The following is a 25682-nucleotide window of genomic DNA, read 5'->3' on the forward strand; positions in this document are numbered from 1 at the left end:
TCTCTCCGTTCCGTCGTGTGTGGTGGCCGTGTCCGCCCTGGACGCGGGCGGGTGGTGATCGCTCGCCGCGACGCGCCGTCATGGCGGTCCCGTCCCGGACGGCGACGCGTTCGTCGGCCTTCCCCGAAGGGCGGGCCCAGGCCGTCGGGTACCCACCTTCGCGGTTCCTCGCGTCCGGAGGCAGGCCGGGTTGTCCGGGGTATCGGCAGGGCCCCGCACGCCGGCTCGCGGCCGGTGACTTCGTGGCGGTCCCGGACTCCGGCGGGAGCGGGCCCGCGCACCGCGTGATCCCGCCGGAGTGCGGACGTTCCGCCACCCGAAGGTGCCCGGCCGGTCCGGACACAGCGCGGCCGCGCACAGGACGCGGAGTCCTGTACGCGGCCGCGGGCCGGGTCGGTGCCCAGGGCGCCTATTGGTAGGTGACGGTGATCGGGCTGTGCACGCTGCGCTTGGGGAGTCGGATGGTCAACTTGCCGGTGACGCTGTCCCATTGGTAGTCGTGGGACGAGAGTTTCTTCCCGGTGACGGCGATCTGGGCGGGTGCCTGGGCGGCCATCAGCGACAGGGTCCACCGGCGGTTCTTGACCTGGCCCCGGAAGGACCCCTTCGCGGCGGCGATGGAGACCGTGTGGCGCGCTCCGCTCTCGGTGTAGCGGATCTTCGTGGTGGCCGAGCGGGTCTTCCCCTTCGTCGTCCCGTCGTCCTCGTAGAGGGTGTACGAGCCGGAGGCACCGCCCGCGATGGTCAGCGTGACGTCGGTCAGCGAGCTCCGGTCGTTGCTGCTGACGTCGTGCGTGCGGGTGGGCAGGATGCCGCCCGCCTTGACGAACACCGGCATCGTGTCGAGGCCGGTGGTGACGGAGTGGGAGGCGCCGCCGGTGTACGTCTTGCCGGTGAAGTAGTCGGTCCACTGGCCGGGCGGGAACCACACGGAGGTGGTGGCGGAGGTGCCGGGCGTGGTCACGGGCGCGACCAGGATGTCGGAGCCGTAGAAGTACTCGCTGTCCGCCGCCGTGTACGCCGCCGGCTCGTCGGGGTACTCCAGATAGGTGGGCCGCACGATGGGCAGGCCGGTGCGGTTGGCCTCCTCGGCCAGCGTGTAGGTGTACGGCACCAGGTTTTCCCGCAGGTTGAGGAAGGCGTCGGCCGACTTGCGGGCCTCGCTGCCGTACTGCCAGGGCAGCCGGTCGCTGTGGTTGCTGTGCAGGCGGTCGACCGGCTGGAAGGCGCCGAACTGGACCCAGCGGGCGTAGAGGTCGTCGGGGAGTTTGTGGGTGGTGCGGGTGGTCGCGCCGTCGGTGTAGGTCTCCGAACCGGTCAGTCCCGTGGTGTCGTTGTGGCCGCCGATGTCATGGGTGATCGCCGCCATTCCGGTCGCGGCGGACTCGCCCGGGGTGTAGCCGACCTCCAGTTTCAGCGTGCCCCACGTGGAGGAGGTGTCACCGGTGAAGTGGACGGTGGAGCGCTTGTCGGCCCACGGCCCGGTCGCCAGAGGCTGCTGCCCGCTGTAGCCGCCCGCCTGGAGGGAGCCGTAGGCCCGGGAGAGGACGAAGCCGCGGCCGAGGGTGGCGGCGGTCGCGGTGGCGTACTGCTGGTTGATCCACGCGTCCGGGGTGACGCCCGGCATGGACGACTGGGACGAGTCGCAGCACCAGTCCAGCCACCAGAAGTCGTTGCCCTGCTGGTCCATGGTCCGGTGCAGGTCCAGGTACGCCTTGAGCTGGTCGGGGTCGCCGAAGTCGAAGGTGTAGCAGTTGTTCTGGCCGCCGGCGGCCGAGGCGCAGCCGCCCTTGGTCAGCTTGCCCTTCGCGGTGGCCTGTGCCTGGGCGAACTGGGGGTCGGAGGCGAGGATGCTGGGGTGCACGTTGAGCGTGTTGTGCAGCCCCTGGGCGGCGGACCAGTCGAAGAAGCCCTTGGGATCGGGGAACTTGGCGGGGTCCATCTCCCAACCACTCCAGGTGTTCCCGGCCTTGAAGTCCGTGTCGGTCACCAGGACGTCCAGGGGGACGCCTTCGGAGCGGAACGCGGGCAGGATCGTGTTCTCGTAGTCGGCCGCGGTGCGGTCGATGTACTCCGAGTACCAGACGCCGTACGCCCACTGCGGCAGCAGCGCGGGCGGCCCGGTCAGCGTGGCCAGGTCGGCCAGGCCCTGCTTGTAGTCGTGTCCGAACCCGAAGACGTATCCGTCCTGGTAGGGCGCGCCGGCGTGGCCGGGACGCTGGGTGACCTGCTGCTTCGCGGTGTCGTACAGGGCCGAGGTGGTGTCGTCGAGGAGGTACCAGCCGTCCTTGTGCAGCAGGCCGGGTGTGGTCGGGAGGGAGGCGTTGCCGGTGACGCCGTCCATGCCGCGGCGGTAGCCGCCCAGCGCGATGTGCGGCTGGGGGACGTCGCCCTGCTGGGCCGCCACGGAGAACGTGTCCGCGTTGATGTGGCAGCTGGTGGGGTCGGGACAGCCGAGGGTGAGGTCGTCGGCGCCCGCCTTGAGGGTCACGGGCACGGAGGCCGTCTGCCAGTCGTCCCAGTTGTCGGTGGCGGGAAGGGCCAGCGTTCTGGTGGTGCCGCCGGTGGTGACGGCCGCGGTGCGGGTCTCGTGCCGGCCGTCGCTGCCCGTGCCGTTGGCGTAGCGGACGCGGAGGGTGTAGTCGCCGTCGGCGGGGACGCCGACCAGGTGGGCCGACAGGGTCGAGCCCTGGTTGAGTTCGGCGACGAAGCCCTTGCCCGCGTACCCGGTGTGGTCGGTGGCGCTCACCGCCGTGCCGCTCAGCCGGGCCGACTCGGCCTCGCAGCTGCTGTCGAAGAGGCAGTCGGTGATCGCGGTGGTGGAGACCGGCGGGTACGGGTCACCGGCGCGCGTGAGCGCGACGCTGTCCAGGTTGACGTCGCCGGAGTCCGAGGCGGTCCGGGTCAGGGCGAGGGAGTGGTGGCCCGCGCCGAGTGCGAGTTTGGCGGTGACGACGTTCCAGGTGTCCCAGTTCGCCGTGGTCGGCAGGCTGACGGTCTGCGCGGCGCCGCCGTCCACGGTCAGGGTGAGGGTGCGGGTCTTCGTCTGGCCGTCCCCGCCACCGGAGTTGGCGTAGCGCAGCCCGAACTGGTACGTCCCGGCGGCGCTGACATCGATGTCAGTCGACAGCGAACCGCCGGTGCCCTCGAAGCCCGCGGCGAAGCCGCTGCCGGTGTGGCCCGTGTGGTCGTCGGCCACCGACACGCCGTTGAGCTGCTGGTCCTCGGCCTCGCAGAGGGCGCCCAGCGTGCAGGTCAGGCGCTGCCAGGGGGTGGCGGTCACCGTCGCGTCCGCCGCCGCGAGCCGTACGGAGAGGTTCTGGGCGGTGAAGGGGCCGCTGCCGATCCGGTAGCGGAGGGAGACCGCGCTGGTCTTGACGGTGAGCCAGCCGTCGGCGGTCGTGGTGCTGTAGGGCGTCGGCCGGAACGCGTCGCGGCCGATCGCGTTGAAGGTCGCCTGGTCGGCGAACTTACGGTCGCCGGCGTACTCGGTGCGGATCAGCGTCGGTGAGAGGATCTCGAAACGGGCGTCTCCCGAGGTGACGGTCGGCAGCGCGGCACGGTGCGCGCCTCCGGCCGCCGCCGCCGTGCCGGTGTCGGCCAGTGTCATCGCCGCGGTCGTCACGAGGGCGACAGTGACCCCCGCCGGTCTCAGCGCGGACTTCAACCGACGCCTCAAAGAACTGCCTGGCATACCCAACTCCGTCCTCCTGTCGGTCCGTTGCCCCACCCGTCCTCGGCGGGACACGTATCCGACGGCCAAGTGGCGCTCAACACGCCCATGACATGCACATCTTGAGGATGGTAGGGCCTGCGGGCCCGGTATCGCTGGCCCCTTGCAGCACTTTTGTCCCAACGAACGTGTGCCGGGCGGCGGTTGGGACGGCGGCCGGTACGACCCCTGCCGGGACGGTGAGTCGAGCTCCCGCTCGGCCGGCTCAGTACTGCTGCTCGTAGCGGAAGTTCGCCCAGCGCCCCGCGGCGATGTCCTCGCGGGTGCCCACGACCAGGTTCAGGGTGAAGAGGCGGTGCGGACGCGGCTCGTAGGGTGCGGCCTCCTGGTCGTCGAGGTCCTCGGGCGGGGGCCGTTCCGCGGTCGGGACACCGGCGGGAATGTGCGGCACGACGGCGCCCTCGGGCTCGTAGGCGAACGAGGTGAAGAACAACAACCGTCCCGCGCGCGGCAGTTAGATGTCCAGCGCGTCGTGCGGCAGGGCCGCGCAGTCGACCGCCAGCACGAACGGGCCCGCACCGGGGGGTCATTGGACGTCGTACGGCAGTGAGGGCAGCCCGCCGGAGCGGCCCGTCGGGCGGGCGTCCGGCCGGGCACCCTCGGGGAAGCTCCCCGGACGGCACCAGGAGGACGCAGGGCCGCAGCGCCTGGGTCAACTCCCCTGCTACGACCAGGGGAACGCCGTGGGCGTCGGCCAGTCTCGCGATGGCGTACTCGTCGATCAGGTGTCATGCCGGCGATCCTGGCCCCGGGGCACCGCCAGGGGTCGGTGGCCGTGCGGAGCCTCGGCGGCGAGGCGGACGGAGTACGGCGGTCAGCGCGAGGTGGTGCGCGGGTCGGGGCCGCGGGTCTCGGCGTCCGCGCTCACGATCCGGACGGCCAGCCGCGTCAGCCGTTCCCGGTCGGGTCCGGGCAGCGGTGCGACGGACCGCTCGATCCGCTCGGCGAACTCCGCGGCGACCTGTTCGGCGAGCCGCCGGCCGGCGTCGGTGATGGACACCTGGAACGAGCGGCGGTCGGTGGGGCTGACGGTGCGGGTGACCAGGCCGCGGCGCTGGGCGCGGTCGACCAGGCCGGTGATCGAGGACTTGTCGAGGCCGAGGTGGCGGCCGAGCTGGTGCATCGTCGGTTCCCGGTCCCGCAGTATGCCGAGCAACCGGGTCTGGACGACCGACAGTTCATGCTGGCCGGCGATGCCGGCCAGAGCGTTCTGCACCAGGAACGACAGCTGGGCGAGGGCGTCGACCAGGCCGGGTTCCTCGCCGGGGGACCACGGTGCCTGCGGGGTCGGCGGGTCGTGAGGTGGCGTCATGGGCCGATCCTACTTGCGAAGGTACGCGGCACCTACTAATTTGATTTGCGTCACGTACCAAAACCTTTGGGTCACGTACCAAGTGTGGGGAGATCTCCGTGGACATCCACGCCGCCGTCGTCAGCTCGTTCGACCAACCGCCCCGCTACGCGCCGTTCGACCTCCCGGCGCCGTCCGACGACGGCCAGGCGGTGGTCGACGTCCTCGCGGTCGGCCTGCACCCCCGGGTGCGCACCGGCGCGTCGGGCAGCCACTACACCAGCACCGGGAAGCTGCCGATGGTGCCCGGGATCGACGGGGTCGGCCGACGTGCGGACGGCCGGGCGGTGTATTTCGTCGCCGACGACGACCTCGTCGGCCCGATGGCCACCCGGACCGTCATCGACACCCGGCGCAGCGTCCCGCTGCCCCAAGGCACCGACGTGGTGAAGATCGCCGCCGCGATGAACCCGGCCATGTCGGCGTGGGTGGCGCTGCGCCGACGGGTGCCGATCGAGGCCGGGCAGTCGGTGCTGGTCCTCGGCGCGACCGGCAACGCCGGCCGGATGGCCGTCCAGGTCGCCAAGCGCCTCGGGGCCGGCCGCGTCGTCGGCGCGGGCCGCGACCGGGACCGCCTGGCGGCGCTGACCGGGATCGGAGCGGACGCCACCGTCGCGCTCACCGACGACGCCGACGCCACCGCGGGGGCGCTGGCCGAGGCCGCCTGTGAGGTCGACCTGGTCATCGACTACCTGTGGGGCAGGCCCGCCGGCGAGGCGATCATGGCGCTGCTCCGGGCCCGCGCCGACCGCGGCCGGGCCCTGAACTGGATCCAGATCGGCTCCATGGCCGGCCCCACCCTGGAACTGCCCTCGGTAGCGCTGCGCTCGGCGAACCTCCGGATCCAGGGCAACGGCCAGGGCGCGGTCTCCACCAGGACCTACCTGGAGGAGCTGCCCGCCCTCGTCGAGGAGATCCAGAACGGTGGCCTCTCCGTCTCCGCCCGGCCGGTGCCCCTCGCCGACGTCGGCACCGCGTGGACGGCGCCCGAGGTCCCCGGCGTGCGCACCGTCCTGGTCCCCGCACCGAAGGAGAGCTGACCCCCGACCCCATCACGGGGACCGGTGTGCGCACGCGCGGGAGCGGCGCGACCGGACCGACCCCCGCCGTCGGCCTCACGTCGGCCTCGCCCGCGCGAACGTGCCTTCGGCGCCGCCGGGAAGTGTTCCCGCGAGGGCCCCGGCGGTCACTCTGCGCGCCCGTCGGCGGGGACGTATCGTGGCCGGAAGAGTGCCGCCCGATGACGTACGGCCCCGCCGTACAGGTCCGCGAGGTGGACGACCATGGCCGATCCCAAGGGATTCATGACCACGCCCCGCCAGGAGTGGCCGCGCCGCCCGGTCGAGGAGCGGGCGCGGGACTGGGACGAGGTGTATGTCCCGGGAGCGCTGCTGCCGATCATCGAGCGGCAGGCCGACCGGTGCATGGACTGCGGCGTACCGTTCTGCCACGAGGCGTGCCCGCTCGGCAACCTGATCCCCGAGTGGAACGACCTGGTCTCCCGCGACGGCTGGCGCGCGGCGAGCGACCGGCTGCACGCCACGAACAACTTCCCCGAGTTCACCGGCCGGTTGTGCCCAGCGCCGTGCGAGGCCGGGTGCGTGCTCGCCATCAACCAGCCCGCGGTCACCATCAAGAACGTCGAGGTCGCCATCGCCGAACGCGCCTGGGCCGACGGTTTCACGACACCCCGGCCACCGGACCGGCTCTCCGGGCGGACCGTGGCGGTGGTCGGCTCCGGACCCACCGGCCTGGCCGCCGCCCAGCAGCTGACCCGGGCCGGGCACACGGTCGCCGTCTTCGAGAAGGACGACCGGCTCGGCGGACTGATGCGCTACGGCATCCCCGAGTACAAGATGGAGAAGCGGCACCTGGAGCGACGGCTGGCCCAGATGCGCGCCGAGGGCACCAGGTTCCGCACGTCGACGGTGATCGGCCAGGACATCGGGGCGACCGAACTGCGTGCGCGCTACGACGCGGTGGTGATCGCCACGGGAGCGACGGCGTGGCGTGATCTGGCCGTGCCGGGGCGGGAGTTGACCGGCGTCCACCAGGCGATGGAGTACCTGCCGCTGGCCAACCGGGTCCGCGAGGGCGACCTGGCGGCCTCCCCCCTCTCCGCCGCCGGCCGGCACGTCGTCATCGTGGGCGGCGGGGACACCGGGGCGGACTGTCTGGGCACCGCGGTACGCGAAGGGGCCGCGTCCGTCACGCAGTTGGACATCTACGCCCAGCCGGGCACCGGACGCGACGAGGACGCGGAGCCCTGGCCGACGTATCCGAGGATCTACCGCCTGTCGGCCGCGCACGAGGAGGCCGGCGAGCTGCGGACGGCGCCGGCGGCCGACGTGGACGCGCGGCTCTTCGCGGCGTCCACGCTCCGCTTCGCCGGGGACGCGGCGGGGCGGGTGCGGTCGCTGCACCTGGTCGAGGTGGACGCGGGGCGCCGTCCGGTCCCCGGCTCCGGGCGGACGCTCCCGGCCGACCTCGTTCTGCTCGCCCTCGGCTTCTCCGGGCCCGACCGGGCGGACGGCCTGGTGGACCAGCTCGGTCTGGGGTTGGACCCGCGCGGCACGATCACCCGCGACGCGGAGTTCGCGACGAACGTCCGGGGCGTGTTCGCCGCCGGTGACGCGGCGCGCGGCCAGTCGCTGATCGTGTGGGCGATCGCGGAGGGGCGGGCGGTGGCGGCGGCCGTCGACCGCCACCTCACCGGGACGTCACGGCTGCCGGCGCCGATCGGGCCGTACGACCGGCCCATGGTGGTGTGACGGTCGGGTGACCGGATCTCGCCGTCGGGCGCGGCGGATCTCGGGGCGCCCCCGGATACGCCGAGGGGCGGGCCGCTGCCGCCGGGGATGCGTCCGGTCGGTCGCGGCCCGCCCCTCGGGTGGCCGTTCCTGCGTGGTCAATTCAGTAAAAGAATAAGGAAGTCAACTTCAAGCATGGCGGGGTTGAGGTGGCTGGAGAAGTAAAAAGCATGCGGTACAGGTCGGTTCAGGACAGCAGGAAGTCTGCCTCTCCCGCCTTCGCGCCCTCGATGAAGGCGGTCATCTCGTCGCTGGTGTAGATGAGCGCCGGTCCGTCCGGGTCGGTCGACTGGCGGACGGCGATCCGGCCGTCGGCCAGCTTCATCGCCTCCAGGCAGTTGCCGCCGTTCCCGCCGCTCCACGGCTTGTGCCAGCCTTCGCTTCCCAAGTCCCGCGCGGGCATGCCGTTGTAGACGCTCAGGCGCGGTTTGATGCGGTCCATTCACAGCTCCTTGCGGAGATCCAGGAGGATCTCCTTCGTGCGATGTGCCGTAGCGGCCTGCGCCGCCATGCGGTCCATGACCTCGAGGTGGGTCGCCACCTCCGCGCGCGCGTCCAGGTAGACGGCGCCGGTCAGGTACTCGCTGTAGACCATGTCCGGCAGTTCTGACATGGCAAAACGAAACAGCACGAAGGGCCCGAACGTGCCGGGGTGCGGCCCCGAGGAGAACGGGGCGATCTGCAGGGTCACATGGGGCAGCTTCGTGGCTTCGAGCAGTCTGTCGATCTGCGCGCGCATCACCTCCGGGCCGCCGACCGGGCGGCGCAGCACCGTCTCGTCCATGACAACCCAGAACCGGGGCGCGTCCGGGCGGGTGAGCAGTCCCTGGCGCTGCATGCGCAGCGCGACGTGGCGTTCGATGTCGTCCGGCTCGGTCTGTCCGATGGCGCCCGACCTCAGGACGCCGCGCGCGTACTCCTCGGTCTGCAGCAGACCGGGCACGAAGTGCGGCTCATAGGACCGGATCAGCGCGGCGGCGCCCTCCAGGCTGACGTGCATCGAGAACCAGCCGGGCAGGATGTCGTGGAACCGCTGCCACCAGCCGGGCCGGTTCGCCTCCTCGGCCAGCTGGACGAAGGCCTCGGCCTCCGCGTCGGAGACGCCGTAGGACTTCAGGAGCAGTTGGAGGTACGGGATCTTGAGGGAGACCTCGGCCATCTCCATCCGGCGGACCGTGGCGGGCGCGACGCGGAGGATGCGGGCGGCCTCCTCGCGCTTGAGCCCGGCGCGTTCCCGCAGGTCCAGCAGACGCCGGCCGAGGACGACCTGGCCGACCGTCGGCGCGGACCGCGGCTCGCTCACGCTCGACCTCCACGAGTGATTCAGGCACGGCTGATGCAGGCACGAGGGGCTCCGGCACGATCGATTCCGGACAGCCCTGCGGCGCCATTCGAAGATGCGTTCGAAGTTCTGCGCTGCGGGCAGATCCTCGGAGATCCCAACTGGCGCCGCTCGACGTGCTGTTGCATGCAGTGTGCCATGGCCGCCGACCGAGTCACACAGCACTCTGCATTTTTCATAGTGACACTTGCCAAGTGTTCACGGCGGGGCGATAGTGGCAAGCGTGATTCCGTCCGCGCCCTTAGGAACAGACGCCGCCGCAGGCCGCCTCGGTCTCGGTGCCGCTTCGGGAGCCGTCCCCGCCGGGACCGCCGCCGAGCGCCGGTTCCGGTTCGAGCTGGCCGCACACCCGGGCTCCCCCGCCCAGGCGAGACGCCTGACACGGGCGCGGCTGACCGGCTGGTCGGTGTGCGAGGACACCTGCGACACCGCGGTCCTGGTCATCTCCGAGCTGGTCACCAACGCCATAGTGCACACCGCGAGCAGCCATGTCGTCTGCGAGCTGCACGACGGTGACGACCTGGTGCGCATAGCCGTTCGGGACCAGGGGTGCGCCCCCGGCGAGCCCCGGCCGTCCGCGCAGCAGCCCGAGGAGGAGCACGGACGGGGACTGCTCCTCGTCGAGGCCATGTGCCACGCCTGGGGCGCCCAGGAGCACGGACCCGGACTGCTGGTCTGGGCGGAGCTGCCGCGCCGGACGGACGCGCCCCGCGAGGACACCGGCCCGTGCAACGACCTGGGCTGGGGAGCCCGGCCCAAGCCGGGACCGGCCGGGGGCGCGGGCGACGAGGACGAGGCGGAGGCCTTCCTCGACGGGGGTCACGGGGACTTCGGGACGGGGACCGCATGGGTGTGAGCGATGGATCCGGCGCCGGCCGGGTGATCGCCCTCGACACCCTGATCCGCCTGGGGCGCACGCTGCACACACCGGGTACGCCCCGGCGGCTGGCCGTCCCGGACGGGATGACCGCGCCGCTGGGCTGCGATGCCGTGGCGACGCCCGCCGGCCTCGGACCACAGGTGATGCCCCGGCTGCCGCGCGTCGGATGCGTGTACGCCGACGACGCGCACTGGTGGTGGATGGTCCCCTCCGACTCCGACTACGCCCTGGACTGGCCCGCTCCGGCGCGCTACGCCGCGGGCGCACTCCTCCCGGACGCCTCGAACGCCCCCGGCCTCATCCACAAGCCGGACGGCACGGTTCCGTACACCCCGCCGATCCCGCTGTATCTCGCGCTCTGCCGGCTGACCGGAACCACCCCCTCCTGGTCGCGGCCGATCAGCGCGTAACCCCCGGGGCCGGGCCGAGCGCCCTCCCCCGGGACGTACAAGCCGCCTGGCGGGCTCCGCGGGTGGGCGCGTGGGGCGCCCGCCCGCGGAGCGCAGGAGCGCGAGGGGTGACCCGCCGGACGGAACACCCAGCGTGCGCGGCACGGGGGCCTGCGCCGCACGGGCCGCACGGGTCTCCGGCCCGCGCACGCCCGCGTACTCCTCGGATCCGGCTCCGCGCCCTGCCCCGACGGCGGTTCCCCCGCGATAGTGGCGTTCGTCCACGACCGGGGAGGGTGTCGGTGGGGAAGAAGGCGGACGCGGGTGAGCCGCAGCCGTCCGCGTCTGAGCGGCTGCTGTTCGGCGGACCACTGCGCTACGACATGGGGTGGAACCAGCACCGGGACGCCTTCCTGGAGCTGGGCTTCCGCGCCATGATGACCCGGCTGCCGTCGATGCTGGGGGCGAGCTTCGGGCTGGCCTGGCGGGCCGATCCGCGGGCCGCGCGCATCGTGGTGGCCGCGGAGGTCGGCCGGGGCGCGGCCCAGGCGGTCAGCCTCCTCGCGGTCAACAAGGTGCTGAGCCGGCTGATCAACGGCGGCACCATCGAGGACCGCCTGCACGACGCGCTCCCCGCCCTGGTCACGATGGCCTGCGTGATGCTGGTCGCGGCGCTGCTGCGGGCCGCGTCGACGTTCGCCACCGGCCGGCTCGAACCCAAGGTCGAGCGGGTCGCCACCGAGCTGTATCTGGAGCGCGCGGCGGCGGTGGAGCTGGCCGCGATCGAGGACCACGCGTTCCACAAGCTGCTGGACACCGCGCAGTACGGCGCCGGCGCCGGCCGCCGCATGATCTCCAACGCCACCCGGGTGCTGAACGCGACCATCTCGCTGATCACCGCGGCCGGCGTACTCACCGTGCTGCATCCGGCGCTGCTCCCGCTGCTGGTGACGATGACGGTGCCGAGCGCCTGGGGCGCCCTGACGAACGCCCGCCGCCAGTACGAGTCGTTCCACGTCTGGGTGCAGCACGTCCGCGCCGGCCAGCTGATCGGCTCCCTCCTCACCGAGCAGGGCGCGGCGCCGGAGATCCGCGTCCACGGGGTCGGCCCGTTCCTGCTCCGCCACTTCCGTGAGATGTCGGAGAGCGCGGAGGCGGAACAGGAACGGCTGGCTCGGCTGGCGGCCCGCACCGGACTGGTCGCGGCGGCCTGGACGGGCCTCGCCACCGCCGCGACGTACGCGACCCTGGGCGGACTGCTGCTCTCCGGCGCGATGGCGCTCTCGGTGGCCGGTACGGCCGTGCTCGCGATCCGCAGCGGCTCCGAGAGCCTGCAGAACCTCGTCCTGGAGATCAACCAGCTCCACCAGGAGGCCCTGTTCGTCGGCGACCTGCACCGGATGTACGCCGAGGCCGCCGAGCGCGCGATCCCGCTCGGCGGCGCCGACCTGCCAGAGGAGCCGCGGGAGATCCGCTTCGAGCACGTCACGTTCGGCTATCCCGGCGAGAACACCCGCCCCGCGCTCGACGACATCACCCTCACGCTCCCGCTCGGCCGGATCGTGGCCCTGGTCGGCGAGAACGGGTCGGGCAAGACGACCCTGATCAAGCTGCTGGCCGGCCTCTACCAGCCGGACGCGGGCCGCATCCTGTGGGACGGCGTCGACGCGGCGACCGCGGACCGGCACCAACTGGCGGAGCGGATCGCGATGGTGGCACAGGACTTCAAACGGTGGCCGTTCACGGCCCGCGTCAACGTCGCCATCGGCCGTTCCTCCGCGCCGCTCACCGACGAGCGCGTGGCGGGTTCGGTCAGCGAGGCCGGTGCCGAGAAGGTGGTCGCGGATCTGCCGCGCGGCCTGGACACCCTGCTGGCCCGCAACTTCAGCGGCGGCCACGAGCTGTCCGGCGGCCAGTGGCAGCGGCTCGGCATCGCGCGGGCCGCCTACCGCAAGGGGCTGATCCTGGTCGTGGACGAGCCGACGGCGGCGCTGGACGCCCGGGCCGAGCTGGCGGTCTTCGACAAGATCCGCGCGCTGGCGGGCGCCGGCCAGACCGTCGTCCTCATCACGCACCGGCTGGCCTCGGTACGCCACGCCGACCTGGTGCACGTCCTGGAGCAGGGGCGGCTGGTGGAGTCGGGAACCCCCGAGGAGCTGCTGGCCATCGGCGGGGTCTACGCGGAGCTGTACTCGCTCCAGGCGGACCAGTTCACGGTGAAGCTGCCCACCCCGAAGGCGGGCTGACCTCCTCAGGCGATGGCGTCGACCGGGTCGCCGCCGCGGACGATCACCAGGAAGGTGTCCGTCACGAGGTCCATGACGACCTCGGCGGGCAGGCCCTCCAGGCGCCGCGCCCGCGCGAACTCCTCGGCCGGCCACGACCCCCGCGGCCCACCGGCGGGAAAGCGCTCAAGCACGGTTCGCCCGTTCACCCTGTACCTCCATGTCGCGCTGTACTCGAAGAGTTAGACGCAACCATGCGGTGAACGGCGCGGGAAATGACGGTACTGAGACAAAGTTGACACCCGTTCACTCCGGAGGGTGAGCAGACGGTCACTTTTCCGCACCTTCCGGACACGTTCCGCGTCAGTCCGGGTACTCGTCGTGATACCGGACGCGCTCGCTGCCCGCGGGCGCCCCCTGCGCCGACGCCCGCCCCCCGCGGCCTCTCCCACTCCTCCTGCCTGCCCAGCGCGGTCAGGTCGAGCAGACTGGTGGTCGAGCCGAGCCCGTCGAGCCCGCGCGCGAACGTCGAGTAGGTATGGAAGACACGGTCCCGGTCGCGCAGGAAGCAGCTCACGCCCGGCGCGCAAACTCATCGCCGTCCGGGGGTCTGGGGGTCTGGGGGTCTGGGGGTCTGGGGGTCTGGGGGTCTGGGGAGGATGTCGCGGGAGTTCGCCACGAGGTTCGGGGCGCAGGGCGGTATGAGGCGCGGGGGGGCGGGGCGAGGCGCGGGGTGCGGGGCCGGGGGCGGCGCGCGGGGGGCGAGGCGGGGCGCAAGGCGCGGCGCGAAGCCCGGGGTGCTGCGCGGGACGCGGAGTGCGGCGCGGGTCAAGTGGTCAGACCGGTATGGGCAGTTCGATCGCGCGCAGTCCCGCCGTCCCCCGTGCCCGGTCGAACTCGGCCAGCAGCCGGGTGAGTTGCTCGGTGTGCCGGGGCGTGAGCCGGCCCGTGTCGTCGAGGTGGACGGCGCACGCGGTGGTGGTGTCGACGAGCCGTTCCAGGACGGCCGCGATGACGTCGGTGCCCTCGGTGTGCCGGGCGATCGCGGGGAGTTCGGCGGCCGAGAGGGCGATCGCGCCCCGTGCCTCGGAGAGCGTGCGGTAGGCCTCGCGGCGGAGCGTCCAGCGGGCGGCACGGTCGTCGGACTCGCTCAGCACATGGACGAGGTAGGCGTGCGCGGCGGCGCCCGCCTCCGCGAGCCGGGCGCGCACGCCCCCGCCGCGCTTCCCCGGCATCGGCAGATGCCCCACGACCAGGACGATCGCGCAGGCCAGCAACGTCTCGCCGAGCCGGCTGGCCGACGCCTCCGGTTCGCCGCCGACCATGACCAGGGAGAGCACCAGCACGGTCACGACGGCGGTCTGGGCGGCGAAGTGCCGGGTGGCCACGGGAATCAGCGCGCCGCTGAGCGCGACGAGCACGACCAGCCCCGCGGGCCGGGGCAGTACGGCGGCGAACCCGGCGAACACGAGCGCCCCGAGCACGGTCCCCGCCGCCCGGCACAGCACCCGCGAGGCGAGCGGCCCCAGGTCGGGCTTGACGAGGAAGACGGCCGTGGCGGGCAGCCAGTACCAGTGCGTGTACTGCCCGTACCACCGGGACTGGTGCAGTGCCTGCGCCACGGCCGCGCTGGCGCCGAAGCAGAGCGCGACCCGCAGCCCGTACTCCCGCCCGCCGGCCCCGAAGGCGGCGCGGAACAGGGCGGTCGGCGTGCGCCGGCGCGTGTGCAGATCGCTGCCGTCGGTCTGGTCGAAGGCGTCCGCCGCGTGCAGCAGTGCGTCGTCGAGCGCCCGCAGCGCGGGTGCCGAACGCGTCGGCGCGGGCAGCGGCCCCCCGGGCGTGCTCTCCCGTACGGCGGCGGCGAGCCGGCGCGGCCCCTCGGCGGCGCGGGCCGCCACCGGCTCCCCGGCCCAGGCGAGCGCCGTCGCCGCCTCGGCGAGGGGCAGCGCGGCGGCGTACTGCCCGTGCAGCCGCCGCTCCGCCGCGGAACTGGCGTACCGCCGCAGCCGGGGTCCGGCCAGCGCGTCCTGGGCGTGGTCGAGAGCGGCGGTGAGTGCGGCGCGGCGGTCCGTCGCCTTCGGGCCGCCGACGGCGTCGAGCAGTGCGGCGACCGCGTCGTACACGGCGGCGACGGCGTGCCGCTCCCCGTCGAAGCGGTAGTCACCGGCGATCGCGCCGGGGGTGGGCAGTGCGAGCCGCAGCACGATCAGCCACCCGGCCCCGGCGAGGAAGACGGCCGCGCGCACCCACCCCGGCTCGGGCAGCGGCATCCCGGCCCCGATCGCCGTGGCGACGAGCAACTGCGTCCCGGCCCCCGAGGCGATGGGCCCGATCGCGCTGAAACCACCGGCGACCAGCCCGACAACGGTCAGCAGCAGCGTCAGTACGACAGCCCCGGCGTGCTGTCCGGCGTAGGTCCCGGTCAGCAGTCCGGCCGCACCCGCGAGCGCGGGGCCGCCGAGCCGCTTGACGGAGGCCCGCCGGCTGCCGGGCCGGTCGTTGATCCCGGCGAACATGGCACCGAGCGCCGCGACCACCCCGAGCGAGGTGCGCCCGGCGAGCACGGCCACGAGGAGCAGCGGCCCGGCCGTCAGTGCCCCTCTGACCACCGCGCTCCACGGTACCGGGCCGCGCTGGGCACGAAGGGTGTGGGCGAGCCAGGGCGGAAGAGGGATTGCGGCGACTCGGCGGGACACAGGGCTCCTGTCGGTGCGAGGGCGAATGCCTTCGGGCGACGGTGGCCGGGGCTGCGAGCTGCGTTCCTCCACGGTACTGCGGGTTCTCGTGGGGAAACGGGGCTGTCGTGTTGCCAGGGCGTGACGGTTGGCGCGGAAGACGGTTTCTTTATGAACGCAACGCCGACGCGGCGCCCCTGAGAGCGGCGCCGTACCGGCGCCGGTACGGATGACGGACCGGCGACGGACCGATGGGCAGGGAAAACCGGATGCGGACGCCGTCACCCCCGTGATGGGGTGGCCGCCGCCGGTCATCGACCCCCGGGAGACCCCGTGCTCGAACGCGTCACCGCCCCCGCGCTCTTCCCACCGCCCACGTACTCCCATGCCTCCGTCGTCGAGGCCGGGACGAAGCTCGCCTTCCTCGCGGGGGCGGTGCCCCTCGACGCCGGCGGCGAACTGGTCGGCGCGGGCGACCCGGTCCGGCAGGCGGAACGGGTGGTGGCGAATCTCGGCGAGCAACTGCGGGCGGTCGGGAGCGACTTGGCGCATGTCATAGCGACCGACGTGTACGTCGTCAGCGGCGAACCCTCGGTTCTCTCCGCCGTCTGGGAGGTGGTCGAGGCATCCGGACTCAGCGCGGGACCGCACTCCTCGACACTCATCGGCGTGGCCTGCCTCGGCTACACCGGCCAGCTCGTGGAGATCACGGCGACAGCCGTGGTCCCCGAACCGACCGTCGGGGAGACCGCCGGGACAACTGCCGACACGACCACCGGGACGATTTCCGAGTCTGGGGCGACTGTTGACACGGCGGTCTTCGGCTCGGCGGAGGGCGCGCTGTGACGGGTGCCGGGAGCGCCGTCGTCATCCGTCGCGCCACCGGTCCCGACGCGCGCGCCGCCGCCGATGTGTGGCTGTCCTCCTTCGTCGCCGCGCTGCCCACGGTCGTCAGCCCGCGCTCCGCCGACGAGGTGCGCGGCCACTTCCGGGACGTGGTGGTCCCGCTGCGCGAGACCTGGGTGGCCGAGGCGGCCGGCGGGGACGGGATCGTGGGAGTGATGGTCCTCGCCGACGACCTGCTCTCCCAGCTGTACCTCTCCCCCGACTGGCGCGGACGCGGCCTCGGCGACCGTTTCGTCCGACTCGCCAAGGAGCGCAGCCCCCAGGGCCTCCGCCTCTGGACCTTCCAGGTCAACAAGCCGGCCCGCCGCTTCTACGAACGGCACGGCTTCGTCGCCGTCGAGCACACGGACGGCGGCGGCAACGAGGAACGCGAGCCGGACGTGCGGTACGTGTGGCGGCCGTAGCGCTCCTCCGTCAGTGACGTGCGTTCCGGACCGGTCCGACGGCGTGACGGCAGCCACCAACGGCCCCCGCCGGAGCGCTTGCCTCACAGGTAGGCGGGTGCGTTGAGGAGGGGTGCCCGTACGTGCGGCCCAAGCCAACTTTCTGCGTTCCGCTCCCCTCGACGACCCTCCATCCCGCGCCGCCTACGACCGGACGCTCAGCCCCGCCGCTCCCGCCGCCGTCCGCAGCACGTCGCGCAGCATCGTCGGGGTGAGCTTGCCGGTGAAGGTGTTGCGCTGGCTGACGTGGAAGCAGCCGAAGAGGTCCAGGGCCGGCCGGCCGCTCGACGGGTCCAGCCGGACGTGTGCCCCGTGGGTGAAGACGGGCCGTGGTCTGGGCACGGTCCACCCGGCCGCCGTGAACGCGGGCAGCGCCGCCTGCCAGCCGTAGGCCCCGAGCACGACGACGGCCCGCAACGTCGGCCGTAGCAGGGTCAGTTCCTCGACGAGCCACGGCCGGCAGGTGTCCCGCTCCTCGGGTGTCGGCTTGTTGGCGGGCGGCGCGCAGTGCACCGGCGACGTCACCCGCACGCCGTACAGCTCCAGGCCGTCCCGCGCGCTCACCGAGGTCGGCTGCGAGGCGAGCCCCACGTCGTGCATCGCCTCGTACAGCACATCCCCGGAACGGTCCCCGGTGAACATCCGCCCGGTACGGTTGCCGCCGTGCGCGGCCGGCGCGAGCCCGACGATCAGCAGCGACGCGTCGGCGGGCCCGAAGCCGGGCACCGGGCGCCCCCAGTAGGTCCAGTCGGCGAACGCGGCGCGCTTGGTACGGGCGACCTCCTCACGCCAGTCCACCAGCCTCGGACAGGCCCGACAGTCCGCTATGCGCCGGTCCAGCTCGGGGAGGTCCATCTCCTCACCGTAGCCCCGGCGGGCCGCCCCGGAAGATCCGCCCGGTGGTGCTGCCGGCCTTCCTGCCGCGCACGGCAAAACCGGGCCGGGCCGGACGGCTCCGGGTACTAAAGTCGGAGCATGGCTTCCGAGGGTGTGGACGACGCCGGCAAGGACGGCGCGACCGGCGAGACGAACCGTGACACCGACGCGGCAGCGGCCCCGGGCGCCGGCGGCCCGAGCGCTACCGAGCCGGGCGCTACCGAGGCGGAGACCGACGAGGCGGCCGCCCAGGCGATCGCCGCCGCCGTGGCCGCCGGGCCGGCGAGCGGCGAGAGCGTACGGGTCGACAGCTGGATCTGGTCCGTCCGCCTGGTCAAGACCCGCTCGATGGGTGCCGCCGCGTGCAAGGGCGGCCACCTCCGTGTCAACGGCGAGCGCGTGAAGCCCGCCCACTCCCTGCGCGTCGGTGACGAGGTGCGTCTGCGCCAGGAGAACCGGGAGCGGATCGTCGTCGTGAAGCGCCTCATCCGCAAGCGCGTCGGCGCCCCGGTCGCCGTCCAGTGCTACATCGACAACTCCCCGCCGCCCCCGCCCCGCGAGGCCATCGCCCCGGCCGGCATCCGCGACCGAGGCGCCGGCCGCCCCACCAAGCGCGACCGCCGCGACCTGGAACGCCTGCGCGGGCTGGGCGGACTGGGCGGCCCAGGCGCACCTGGTGGATTGAGCGGCCCGGGCCAGTTGGGCGGACCGGGGGCGGGCGGCCGGGGCCGGGGCCGCAACAGCCCGGGTGGTGGGTCAAGTAGCCCTAGGCCATGACTCGTTGTGACCTGGCTTGACCCGACGTGAGCCGCCCTTACGTGACCTCACGTGATCCGACGTGACGCTGTGTGGAACGAGCGGCGGCCGGCCCGTGCCGCCACCTCGTGCCTCCGGCTGCCCCCGCCTCCGCTCCGCCCCGTTGCCACGCGCCGTCCCCCCTGCGGCTCCATGGTCAGGCGGAGCCGTACCGCATTGTTCGCCGTCACCGTCGCACGGTCACGCGCGCTCGCCCCGCCGCAGCGGTCGTCGGAGCAGCCGGAGCAGGTCCGTGTTGTGTCGCCGCCGGGCCCAGGCGATGAAGACCAGCGGCACTATCAGGATCAACGGGGTCGCCGCGTTCTGACCGTGGAACGCGGTGAGCTGGACTATGAACGCGCCCACCATCAGCGCACTCAGCGCCATCGCCGCCACCGACTGGAGGACCGGCACCAACAGGGCGACGGCCCCAGCTAGTTCGAGGGCGCCGATGGTGTACATGGCACCGCTCCCCCAGCCGATCTTGTCGAAGGACTCGACCGCGGACGGGTGCGCGATCAGCTTGGGGAGGGCGCTCGCGATTCCGTAGAACAGCGCCAGCACGATCTGCAGCCCGCGCAGGGCGGCCCGCGCCCGGCGCCCCCGGACGGTCGAGGGCTCGGCGACGACGGTTCGGGACGCGACGGGAGCGGTGGGAGAGAGGGGAGGGACGGGAGGGACGGGGGTGGTGGTCTCGGGCATGAGATCTCCTGAGGAAGCGGTCCGTGGCGGTTCGTGTGCTGTCGCAGAGGTAGACCGGCCCTCACCCCCGAACTCATCGCCGCGGTGCGCGATTTACCTGGCTAATCTCTCGCGGTCGTCACAGCCCTCACCCATATCCGGTCGGGTGTCAGATAGCTCTCCACTCTCAGCCCCGCCTCCTTCAACGCCTCCTCGAACTGGACCCGGCTCAGCGGCCGGGAGAGAAACGTCTGCGTCCAGGCCCCGTCCGGAAACGCGTACTCCGCGCGCACCGCGTTGACCCCGTCCCCGACCGGGTCCGCCGACGCTATCCGTACGGTGAAACCGCTGGGGTCGACCCGCTCGCGTGGCAGGTTCGAGTGATAGTCCTCGCCCTCCCGCTGGATCAGCACACAGCCGCCGGGCGCGACATGGCGCACACAGGTGCGCAGGAGCCCTCGCCGTACCTCGGCGTCCCTGGCGTGGACCAGGAACGACGCGAGCATCACCACGTCGAAGGTCTCGCCCAGGTCCAGCTCCTCGATGGGGCCGCAGATCGTGCGCGCCCCGTGGACCCGCTCCAGCATGTCGGCCGACTCGTCGACCGCCGTGACCGTGAACCCACGCTCCAGGAGCGGGTGGGTCACCCGGCCCACGCCGCTGCCCAGCTCCAGGATGCGCGCGCCCGCCGGCACGGCCGCCGCGATGACGTCCGGCTCCTGTCCCACCGGCAGCCGCGAGTAGAGCTCCACCGCGCAGCCGTCCGGAGTGATCGCCCCCGGTCCCGTCCCCTCGTACCCCTCACGCATTTCGCTTCGCATGCCCGTCCAACGGCCCGCAGCCGCACAGCCGTTCCCCCCTCGCACTGGTTCACCCGTACGAGTCAACTCGGCCGGAACGGGAACTCGCCGCGACCGGCTCCGCCGGATCCGGCGCCGTCAGAACGGGGTCGCCCGAGACGGACCGGACCGGTTCGGTTCGGTGTCGGCCGGCTCGGTGTCCTCGCGGACCGCCCGGAACCGTCGCCGGAAGTCGGCGCTCGGGCAGTTCGTCGGCGCCGGCGGCACGGTGCGGTGCGCCTCCCTGTGGAGTACGTCCGCTGCGGAGAGTACGTTGCAAGGAGGAGTGGTGGTCCCTATGCGTACGGGAAGTGAGCCGAGGACAGCGCGCAGTGCGCTGCGGGCGCGGTTGTGGCTGAGCGTGTGGGGGCTGGTCTGGGCGATCTTCGGGACGGCAGCCTTCGCGCTCGCCGGGCGCCCCGGGTGGGCGGTGGCCTGTGGGGTGCTGTGGCTGGTCGTCACGGTCGACCTGGCGATGATCCTCAGGCACCTGCGCCAGGGCCCGCACTACCAGCCCGGCCCGGACATCCCGCCGTACCGGCCGCCGGAGCACCGCGATCCCTAGTGCCGTGACCGCTGGCCCCGGCCGGCGGAAGGGTCAGGAGTCGAAACGCGCGGCCTTCAGGTACTGCGGGTTGGGGTCGAGCGCCGCGGCCAGGCGGAAGTGGCGCTTGGCCTGGTCGTTGCGGCCCTGCCGCTCGTAGGTGCGGGCGAGCGCGAAGTGCGCGAAGGCGTTGTCCGGCTCCCGCTCCAGGACGATGGTGAACTCAAGCTCCGCGGGGCGTAGTTGAGCGGCGGCGAAGAAGGCACGCGCGCGCAGCAGGCGGGCGGCGGTGTTCTCCGGGTGTGCGGCGATGACACGGTCGAGCAACTTCACCGCGCCCCGCGGGTCCCGTGCGTCGAGCAGTTGCTCGGCGGCACGGAAGTCGATGACATGTGTCTCCGGAGTACGTCCGGTCGTTCCGCTGGTCTCGGGCACGGCGCATTCCTTCCCTTGCTGGGAGGTTTCAACGCGCGGACCGGCGAACGCTATTCCTGGGGTGGCTTCGGGGACCCATGGGCTCTGCGCACGAGTCCGTCCCAGATGTCCTGTACGCGTCGTTCCAGCACCTCAAGGGGGACGTCGTTGTCGATCACGATGTCCGCGACGGAGAGGCGCTTCTCGCGCGTCGCCTGGGCGGCCATACGCGCGCGTGCGTCCTCTTCGGTCATCCCCCGCAGCCGCACCAGGCGGTCGAGCTGGGTCTCGGGGCTCGCGTCCACGACGATCACCAGGTCGTAGAGCGGCGCGAGAGCGTTCTCGGCGAGGAGTGGTACGTCGTGGACCACCACGGCGTCCTCGGGCGCCGCGGCTTCGAGTTCCCGGGAGCGCCGGCCGACCAAGGGGTGCACGATCGCGTTGAGCGCGGCGAGCTTCTCGGGGTCGGCGAAGACGACGGCCCCCAGCTTCGGCCGGTCGAGGCTGCCGTCCGCGGCGAGCACGTCCGGTCCGAATGCCTCGACGACCGACGCCAGCCCGGGCGTACCCGGCGCGACGACCTCACGCGCGATGCGGTCCGCGTCGATCAGCACGGCGCCGTTCGCGACGAGCAGCCGCGACACTTCACTCTTGCCGGCGCCGATTCCGCCGGTCAGGCCCACCGTCAGCATGAGCCGAGCTTAGGGCTTGGCGCCGACGGGCGTGCGGCGGGCGTCAGTTGTCGCCTGTTCGTTCCGCGCACCGGATGTCAGTTGTCCCCCTCGCGCTCCGCCAGGAAGCGCTCGAACTCCATGCCGATCTCGTCCGCGGAGGGGATGTCGACGGGCTCGGCGAGCATGTTGCCCCGGCTCTCGGCGCCGGACGCGGCGTCGTACTGGTGCTCAAGACCCTGGACGAGCGCCACGAGTTCCTCGTCGCCCTCCTGGATCTGGCGGTCGATCTCCGTCTGCGTGCGGTGGGCGTCGGTGCGCAGGGCGTGCGCGATGCCCGGGAGGACCAGTCCGGTGGCGGCCGTGATGGCCTCCAGGACGGTCAGCGCCGCGTCCGGGTAGGCGGAGCGCGCGATGTAGTGCGGGACGTGCGAGGCGACACCCAGGACGTCGTGTCCGGCCTCCATGAGGCGGTACTCGACGAGCGCCTCGGCGCTGCCGGGAACCTGTGCCTCCTCGAAGGGGCTGCGGTGGCCCGGGACGAGGTCCGTGCGGTTGCCGTGCGGGGTGAGGCCCACGGGGCGGGTGTGCGGGACGCCCATCGGGATGCCGTGGAAGTTCACGGAGAGGCGGACGCCGAGCCGCTCCACGATCTGTTGGACGGCCGCGGCGAAGCGCTCCCACTCCACGTCCGGCTCGGGGCCGGAGAGCAGCAGGAAGGGTGCCCCGGTGGCGTCCTGGACCAGTCGTACGTCGAGCGTGGGCTCCTCGTACTCGGTCCAGCGGTCCCGCTTGAAGGTGAGCAGCGGGCGCCGGGCGCGGTAGTCCACGAGCCTGTCGTGGTCGAACCGGGCGACCACCTGGTGGGGCAGCGAGTCGAGAAGGCGCTCGACGATCTGGTCGCCGGTCTCGCCCGCGTCGATGTACCCGTCGAAGTGGTAGAGCATGACAAGTCCGGCCGACTCCTGGGCGAGCGCCATGTCGACGACTGCCAGGCCCTTCGGCTCCCATGCGTACAAACCCTGCGGATCAAGCACTGTGACCGCTCCTCCTCGTGTTCGTACTGCACAACGCGGCCCGGGACAGGGGCATTCCCGTCCGCTTCTCTGATCAGGCGCTTTTCACCGGCTTTTCTCGCGCCGGTCCACCGGTCCGCCGTGCCCCGCTCCACCGCCTCACCAGGAGTCGGAGGGACTTGGGCGGAGAGCACGCGCGCGTGGACGGCGACCGGCCGGCCCGGACCGACGACCGGCCGGCCCGGACCGACGACCGCGCCGGGACAGGCAAGAGGGGCCGCACCAAAAGGTGCGGCCCCTCTCGAACTACCGGCTAAACCTCAGCGGCAGCGTTCAGCTCTGGCCACCGGCCAGCTTCTCGCGCAGTGCGGCAAGCGCCTCGTCCGAGGCCAGTGCGCCGGAGTTGTCCGGGCCCTCGGAGGAGTACGAGCCACCGCCACCGCCGCCACCACCGGACGCGGCCGGAGCCGCACCCGCGGTGTCGCCGCCCTCGGCCGCCGCCTGGGCGTCGGCCTCGCGGGACTTGATGACCTGCGCCTGGTGCTGCTCGAAACGCTGCTGCGCCTCGGCGTACTGGGTCTCCCACACCTCGCGCTGAGCCTCGAAGCCCTCGAGCCAGTCGTTGGTCTCGGGGTCGAAGCCCTCGGGGTAGATGTAGTTGCCCTGGTCGTCGTAGGACGCGGCCATGCCGTACAGCGTCGGGTCGAAGTCGACCGTGGCCGGGTCGCCACCGAAGGCCTCGTTGGCCTGCTTCAGCGAGAGGCTGATGCGACGGCGCTCGAGGTCGATGTCGATGACCTTGACGAAGATCTCGTCGTTGACCTGGACGACCTGCTCCGGGATCTCCACGTGGCGCTCGGCCAGCTCGGAGATGTGCACCAGACCCTCGATGCCCTCGTCCACGCGGACGAACGCACCGAACGGAACCAGCTTCGTGACCTTGCCGGGCACGACCTGGCCGATCTGGTGGGTGCGGGCGAACTGCTGCCACGGGTCTTCCTGGGTCGCCTTCAGCGACAGGGAGACGCGCTCACGGTCCATGTCGACGTCGAGAACCTCGACGGTGACTTCCTGGCCGACCTCGACCACCTCGGAGGGGTGGTCGATGTGCTTCCAGGAGAGCTCGGAGACGTGGACCAGACCGTCGACGCCACCCAGGTCCACGAAGGCACCGAAGTTGACGATCGAGGAGACCACGCCGGAGCGGACCTGACCCTTCTGGAGGGTCGTGAGGAACGTCTGGCGGACCTCGGACTGCGTCTGCTCCAGCCAGGCACGGCGGGACAGGACCACGTTGTTGCGGTTCTTGTCCAGCTCGATGATCTTGGCCTCGAGCTCCTTGCCCACGTAGGGCTGGAGGTCGCGGACGCGGCGCATCTCCACCAGGGAGGCCGGGAGGAAGCCACGGAGGCCGATGTCGAGGATGAGACCACCCTTGACGACCTCGATGACGGTACCGGTGACGATCCCGTCTTCTTCCTTGATCTTCTCGATGGTGCCCCAGGCACGCTCGTACTGGGCGCGCTTCTTCGAGAGGATCAGGCGGCCTTCCTTGTCCTCCTTCTGAAGGACAAGGGCCTCGATCTCGTCACCGACGGCGACGACCTCGTTCGGGTCGACGTCGTGCTTGATCGAGAGCTCGCGGCTCGGGATCACACCTTCGGTCTTATAACCGATGTCGAGCAGGACCTCGTCCCGGTCGACCTTCACGATGACGCCGTCGACGATGTCGCCGTCGTTGAAGTACTTGATCGTCTCGTCGATCGCGGCGAGGAAAGCTTCCTCGTTACCGATGTCGTTGACCGCTACCTGCGGGGTGGTGGCGGTGGTCTCGGTGCTGCTCGTCATGTGGGAAAGGGCTCCGGTACGGACATTGAAGTCGTAGGTACTGCTTACGCCGGGAGCCCGTTTCGCTCTGTACAAGGCCGGACAGCCAAGGAAGCGCCGCTCCGGGACATGGAGTGTCCGGTGGCGCCTCGAAAACCGAGGGGACATACATACAGATGCGAGCGCAACCTGCTACGTCTGAGGTGCGCAGGCCCGCAGCGCAACTTGTAGCATACGGGGGCAGCCGGACAGGGTCAATGCGCGAAGGCGCACACCCGGGGCGGATCACCGCATACCCGGCACAAAACGTGTCCCGCGAGGCCACGCACGCCTGACACACCTCTTCAATGACGCCGTGAAGACGGCCGCACCGCCGAGGTGACGGAAGAGTACGACGAGGGAGCCGATCATCCAAGAGCCCGAAGCGTCCGAGCCGGAAGCCACCCGGCGTGCCGCCGGAACCACGGAGAGTTCCCGGGCCAACCGGGGCTGGTGGGACCGGAACGCGGACGACTACCAGACCGAGCACGGCACCTTCCTCGGTGACGACCGTTTCGTGTGGGGCCCCGAGGGCCTCGACGAGGTGGAGGCGGAACTGCTCGGCCCGCCGGAGGAACTGAAGGGCAAGGACGTCCTGGAGATCGGCGCCGGTGCGGCCCAGTGCTCGCGCTGGCTGGCCGCCCAGGGGGCCCGCCCGGTCGCCCTCGACCTCTCCCACCGCCAGCTCCAGCACGCGCTGCGGATCGGCGGATCGTTCCCCCTGGTCTGCGCCGACGCCTGCGCGCTGCCCTTCGCCGACGGCTCCTTCGACCTGGTCTGCTCGGCGTACGGGGCGCTCCCCTTCGTCGCCGACCCGGTGCTGGTGCTGCGCGAGGCGCGCCGGGTGCTGCGTCCCGGGGGCCGTCTCGTCTTCTCCGTCACGCATCCGGTCCGCTGGGCGTTCCCCGACGAGCCGGGTCCCGAGGGCCTGACAGTGGCGGCCTCCTACTTCGACCGCACGCCCTACGTCGAACAGGACGACGAGGGCCGGGCGAAGTACGTCGAGCACCACCGGACGATCGGCGACCGCGTCCGGGACATCACGGCGTCCGGGCTGCGCCTGGCCGACCTGGTGGAGCCGGAGTGGCCGGCCTGGAACACCGCCGAGTGGGGCGGCTGGTCGCCGCTGCGCGGCCGGCTGATCCCGGGCACGGCGATCTTCGTGTGCGCACGCGACTGAGCGACCGTCCACAGCTCCACGCGCGCGTGCGGGCCGTCCACGCGGG

Annotated in this window: 24 protein-coding genes and 1 pseudogene; 10 read left to right on the forward strand and 15 right to left on the reverse strand. The window is 72.3% G+C overall.

Going from position 1 to position 25682, the window contains the following annotated elements; translation table 11 throughout:
• Positions 1-409: 409 nt before the first annotated feature.
• The 3 genes from ABZT12_RS31295 to ABZT12_RS31305 form a co-directional block, all read right to left on the reverse strand.
• Complete coding sequence (locus ABZT12_RS31295) at positions 410-3610, reverse strand: TIM-barrel domain-containing protein (protein ID WP_356390855.1); 3201 nt, start codon at positions 3608-3610, stop codon at positions 410-412.
• Positions 3611-3938: 328 nt separating this feature from the next.
• Positions 3939-4166, reverse strand: a complete 228-nt coding sequence (locus tag ABZT12_RS31300) for a hypothetical protein (protein ID WP_356390777.1) — start codon at positions 4164-4166, stop codon at positions 3939-3941.
• A gap of 381 nt (positions 4167-4547) precedes the next feature.
• Positions 4548-5045, reverse strand: a complete 498-nt coding sequence (locus ABZT12_RS31305; protein ID WP_356390779.1) for a MarR family transcriptional regulator — start codon at positions 5043-5045, stop codon at positions 4548-4550.
• 98 nt (positions 5046-5143) lie between these two features.
• On the opposite strand from ABZT12_RS31305, the gene ABZT12_RS31310 reads away from it, so the two are divergent.
• On the forward strand, positions 5144-6124 hold the full coding sequence (locus tag ABZT12_RS31310) for a zinc-binding alcohol dehydrogenase family protein (RefSeq protein WP_356390781.1): 981 nt from the start codon (positions 5144-5146) through the stop codon (positions 6122-6124).
• A gap of 243 nt (positions 6125-6367) precedes the next feature.
• Positions 6368-7855 carry a glutamate synthase subunit beta gene (locus tag ABZT12_RS31315; RefSeq protein WP_356390783.1) on the forward strand — a complete coding sequence of 496 codons (1488 nt, stop codon included), beginning with the start codon at positions 6368-6370 and terminating at the stop codon, positions 7853-7855.
• Between the two features lie 226 nt (positions 7856-8081).
• On the opposite strand, the gene ABZT12_RS31320 is transcribed toward ABZT12_RS31315, so the two are convergent.
• Together ABZT12_RS31320 and ABZT12_RS31325 are read right to left on the reverse strand one after the other, a co-directional pair.
• Positions 8082-8336, reverse strand: coding sequence for a DUF397 domain-containing protein (locus ABZT12_RS31320; protein WP_356390785.1), 255 nt, complete (start codon positions 8334-8336; stop codon positions 8082-8084).
• Positions 8337-9197, reverse strand: coding sequence for a helix-turn-helix transcriptional regulator (locus ABZT12_RS31325; RefSeq protein ID WP_356390787.1), 861 nt, complete (start codon positions 9195-9197; stop codon positions 8337-8339). It abuts the gene before it with no gap.
• A 253-nt stretch (positions 9198-9450) separates the two neighbouring features.
• Between ABZT12_RS31325 and ABZT12_RS31330 the strand changes: the two genes are divergently transcribed.
• The 3 genes from ABZT12_RS31330 (at position 9451) to ABZT12_RS31340 (ending at position 12751) form a co-directional block, all read left to right on the forward strand.
• A complete protein-coding gene (locus ABZT12_RS31330) occupies positions 9451-10092 on the forward strand; it encodes an ATP-binding protein (protein ID WP_356390789.1) in 642 nt (213 codons plus the stop codon).
• Positions 10083-10526, forward strand: coding sequence for a hypothetical protein (locus tag ABZT12_RS31335; protein ID WP_356390791.1), 444 nt, complete (start codon positions 10083-10085; stop codon positions 10524-10526). The genes ABZT12_RS31330 and ABZT12_RS31335 overlap by 10 nt, the downstream gene beginning before the upstream one ends.
• Positions 10527-10807: 281 nt before the next feature.
• Entirely contained in the window at positions 10808-12751 is a 1944-nt protein-coding gene (locus ABZT12_RS31340) for an ABC transporter ATP-binding protein (protein ID WP_356390793.1), read from the forward strand.
• 5 nt (positions 12752-12756) lie between these two features.
• Here the strand turns inward: ABZT12_RS31340 and ABZT12_RS31345 are convergent, their stop codons facing one another.
• The 3 genes and pseudogenes from ABZT12_RS31345 to ABZT12_RS31355 all read right to left on the reverse strand — a co-directional run bounded on the left by ABZT12_RS31345 (position 12757) and on the right by ABZT12_RS31355 (position 15426).
• Positions 12757-12939, reverse strand: a complete 183-nt coding sequence (locus tag ABZT12_RS31345; RefSeq protein WP_356390795.1) for a hypothetical protein — start codon at positions 12937-12939, stop codon at positions 12757-12759.
• 154 nt (positions 12940-13093) lie between these two features.
• A pseudogene (locus ABZT12_RS31350) lies at positions 13094-13313 on the reverse strand (DUF899 family protein); the annotation flags it as partial.
• A 253-nt stretch (positions 13314-13566) separates the two neighbouring features.
• Complete coding sequence (locus ABZT12_RS31355; protein WP_356390797.1) at positions 13567-15426, reverse strand: FUSC family protein; 1860 nt, start codon at positions 15424-15426, stop codon at positions 13567-13569.
• Between the two features lie 312 nt (positions 15427-15738).
• Here ABZT12_RS31355 and ABZT12_RS31360 point away from each other — a divergent pair, with 312 nt between their 5' ends.
• Entirely contained in the window at positions 15739-16251 is a 513-nt protein-coding gene (locus ABZT12_RS31360) for a RidA family protein (protein WP_356390799.1), read from the forward strand.
• Entirely contained in the window at positions 16248-16715 is a 468-nt protein-coding gene (locus ABZT12_RS31365) for a GNAT family N-acetyltransferase (RefSeq protein ID WP_356390801.1), read from the forward strand. The genes ABZT12_RS31360 and ABZT12_RS31365 overlap by 4 nt, the downstream gene beginning before the upstream one ends.
• Before the next feature lie 183 nt (positions 16716-16898).
• Here the strand turns inward: ABZT12_RS31365 and ABZT12_RS31370 are convergent, their stop codons facing one another.
• Positions 16899-17609, reverse strand: a complete 711-nt coding sequence (locus ABZT12_RS31370) for a uracil-DNA glycosylase (protein WP_356390803.1) — start codon at positions 17607-17609, stop codon at positions 16899-16901.
• A gap of 120 nt (positions 17610-17729) precedes the next feature.
• Here ABZT12_RS31370 and ABZT12_RS31375 point away from each other — a divergent pair, with 120 nt between their 5' ends.
• Positions 17730-18407, forward strand: coding sequence for an RNA-binding S4 domain-containing protein (locus ABZT12_RS31375; protein WP_356390806.1), 678 nt, complete (start codon positions 17730-17732; stop codon positions 18405-18407).
• A 219-nt stretch (positions 18408-18626) separates the two neighbouring features.
• Here the strand turns inward: ABZT12_RS31375 and ABZT12_RS31380 are convergent, their stop codons facing one another.
• Both ABZT12_RS31380 and ABZT12_RS31385 read right to left on the reverse strand, forming a co-directional pair.
• Positions 18627-19127: a DoxX family protein gene (locus tag ABZT12_RS31380; RefSeq protein WP_356390808.1), complete on the reverse strand. Its 501-nt coding sequence runs from the start codon at positions 19125-19127 to the stop codon at positions 18627-18629.
• Positions 19128-19228: 101 nt separating this feature from the next.
• Positions 19229-19927, reverse strand: a complete 699-nt coding sequence (locus tag ABZT12_RS31385) for a class I SAM-dependent methyltransferase (protein ID WP_356390810.1) — start codon at positions 19925-19927, stop codon at positions 19229-19231.
• A 316-nt stretch (positions 19928-20243) separates the two neighbouring features.
• Between ABZT12_RS31385 and ABZT12_RS31390 the strand changes: the two genes are divergently transcribed.
• Complete coding sequence (locus tag ABZT12_RS31390) at positions 20244-20510, forward strand: DUF6343 family protein (RefSeq protein WP_356390812.1); 267 nt, start codon at positions 20244-20246, stop codon at positions 20508-20510.
• Positions 20511-20543: 33 nt separating this feature from the next.
• Here the strand turns inward: ABZT12_RS31390 and ABZT12_RS31395 are convergent, their stop codons facing one another.
• The 4 genes from ABZT12_RS31395 to rpsA all read right to left on the reverse strand — a co-directional run bounded on the left by ABZT12_RS31395 (position 20544) and on the right by rpsA (position 24438).
• Entirely contained in the window at positions 20544-20924 is a 381-nt protein-coding gene (locus ABZT12_RS31395; protein WP_356390814.1) for a tetratricopeptide repeat protein, read from the reverse strand.
• A 50-nt stretch (positions 20925-20974) separates the two neighbouring features.
• Positions 20975-21595, reverse strand: coding sequence for a dephospho-CoA kinase (coaE, locus tag ABZT12_RS31400; protein WP_356390816.1), 621 nt, complete (start codon positions 21593-21595; stop codon positions 20975-20977).
• A gap of 77 nt (positions 21596-21672) precedes the next feature.
• Positions 21673-22611 (reverse strand): PAC2 family protein, encoded by a 939-nt coding sequence (locus ABZT12_RS31405; RefSeq protein ID WP_356390818.1) that lies wholly within the window; start codon positions 22609-22611, stop codon positions 21673-21675.
• Between the two features lie 312 nt (positions 22612-22923).
• Positions 22924-24438: a 30S ribosomal protein S1 gene (gene rpsA / locus ABZT12_RS31410; RefSeq protein WP_356390820.1), complete on the reverse strand. Its 1515-nt coding sequence runs from the start codon at positions 24436-24438 to the stop codon at positions 22924-22926.
• Positions 24439-24823: 385 nt separating this feature from the next.
• Between rpsA and ABZT12_RS31415 the strand changes: the two genes are divergently transcribed.
• Positions 24824-25636 carry a class I SAM-dependent methyltransferase gene (locus ABZT12_RS31415; protein WP_356390858.1) on the forward strand — a complete coding sequence of 271 codons (813 nt, stop codon included), beginning with the start codon at positions 24824-24826 and terminating at the stop codon, positions 25634-25636.
• Positions 25637-25682 lie beyond the last annotated feature (46 nt).

The organism is Streptomyces sp. NPDC005423, from assembly GCF_040606415.1.
Taxonomy (GTDB): Bacteria; Actinomycetota; Actinomycetes; order Streptomycetales; family Streptomycetaceae; genus Streptomyces.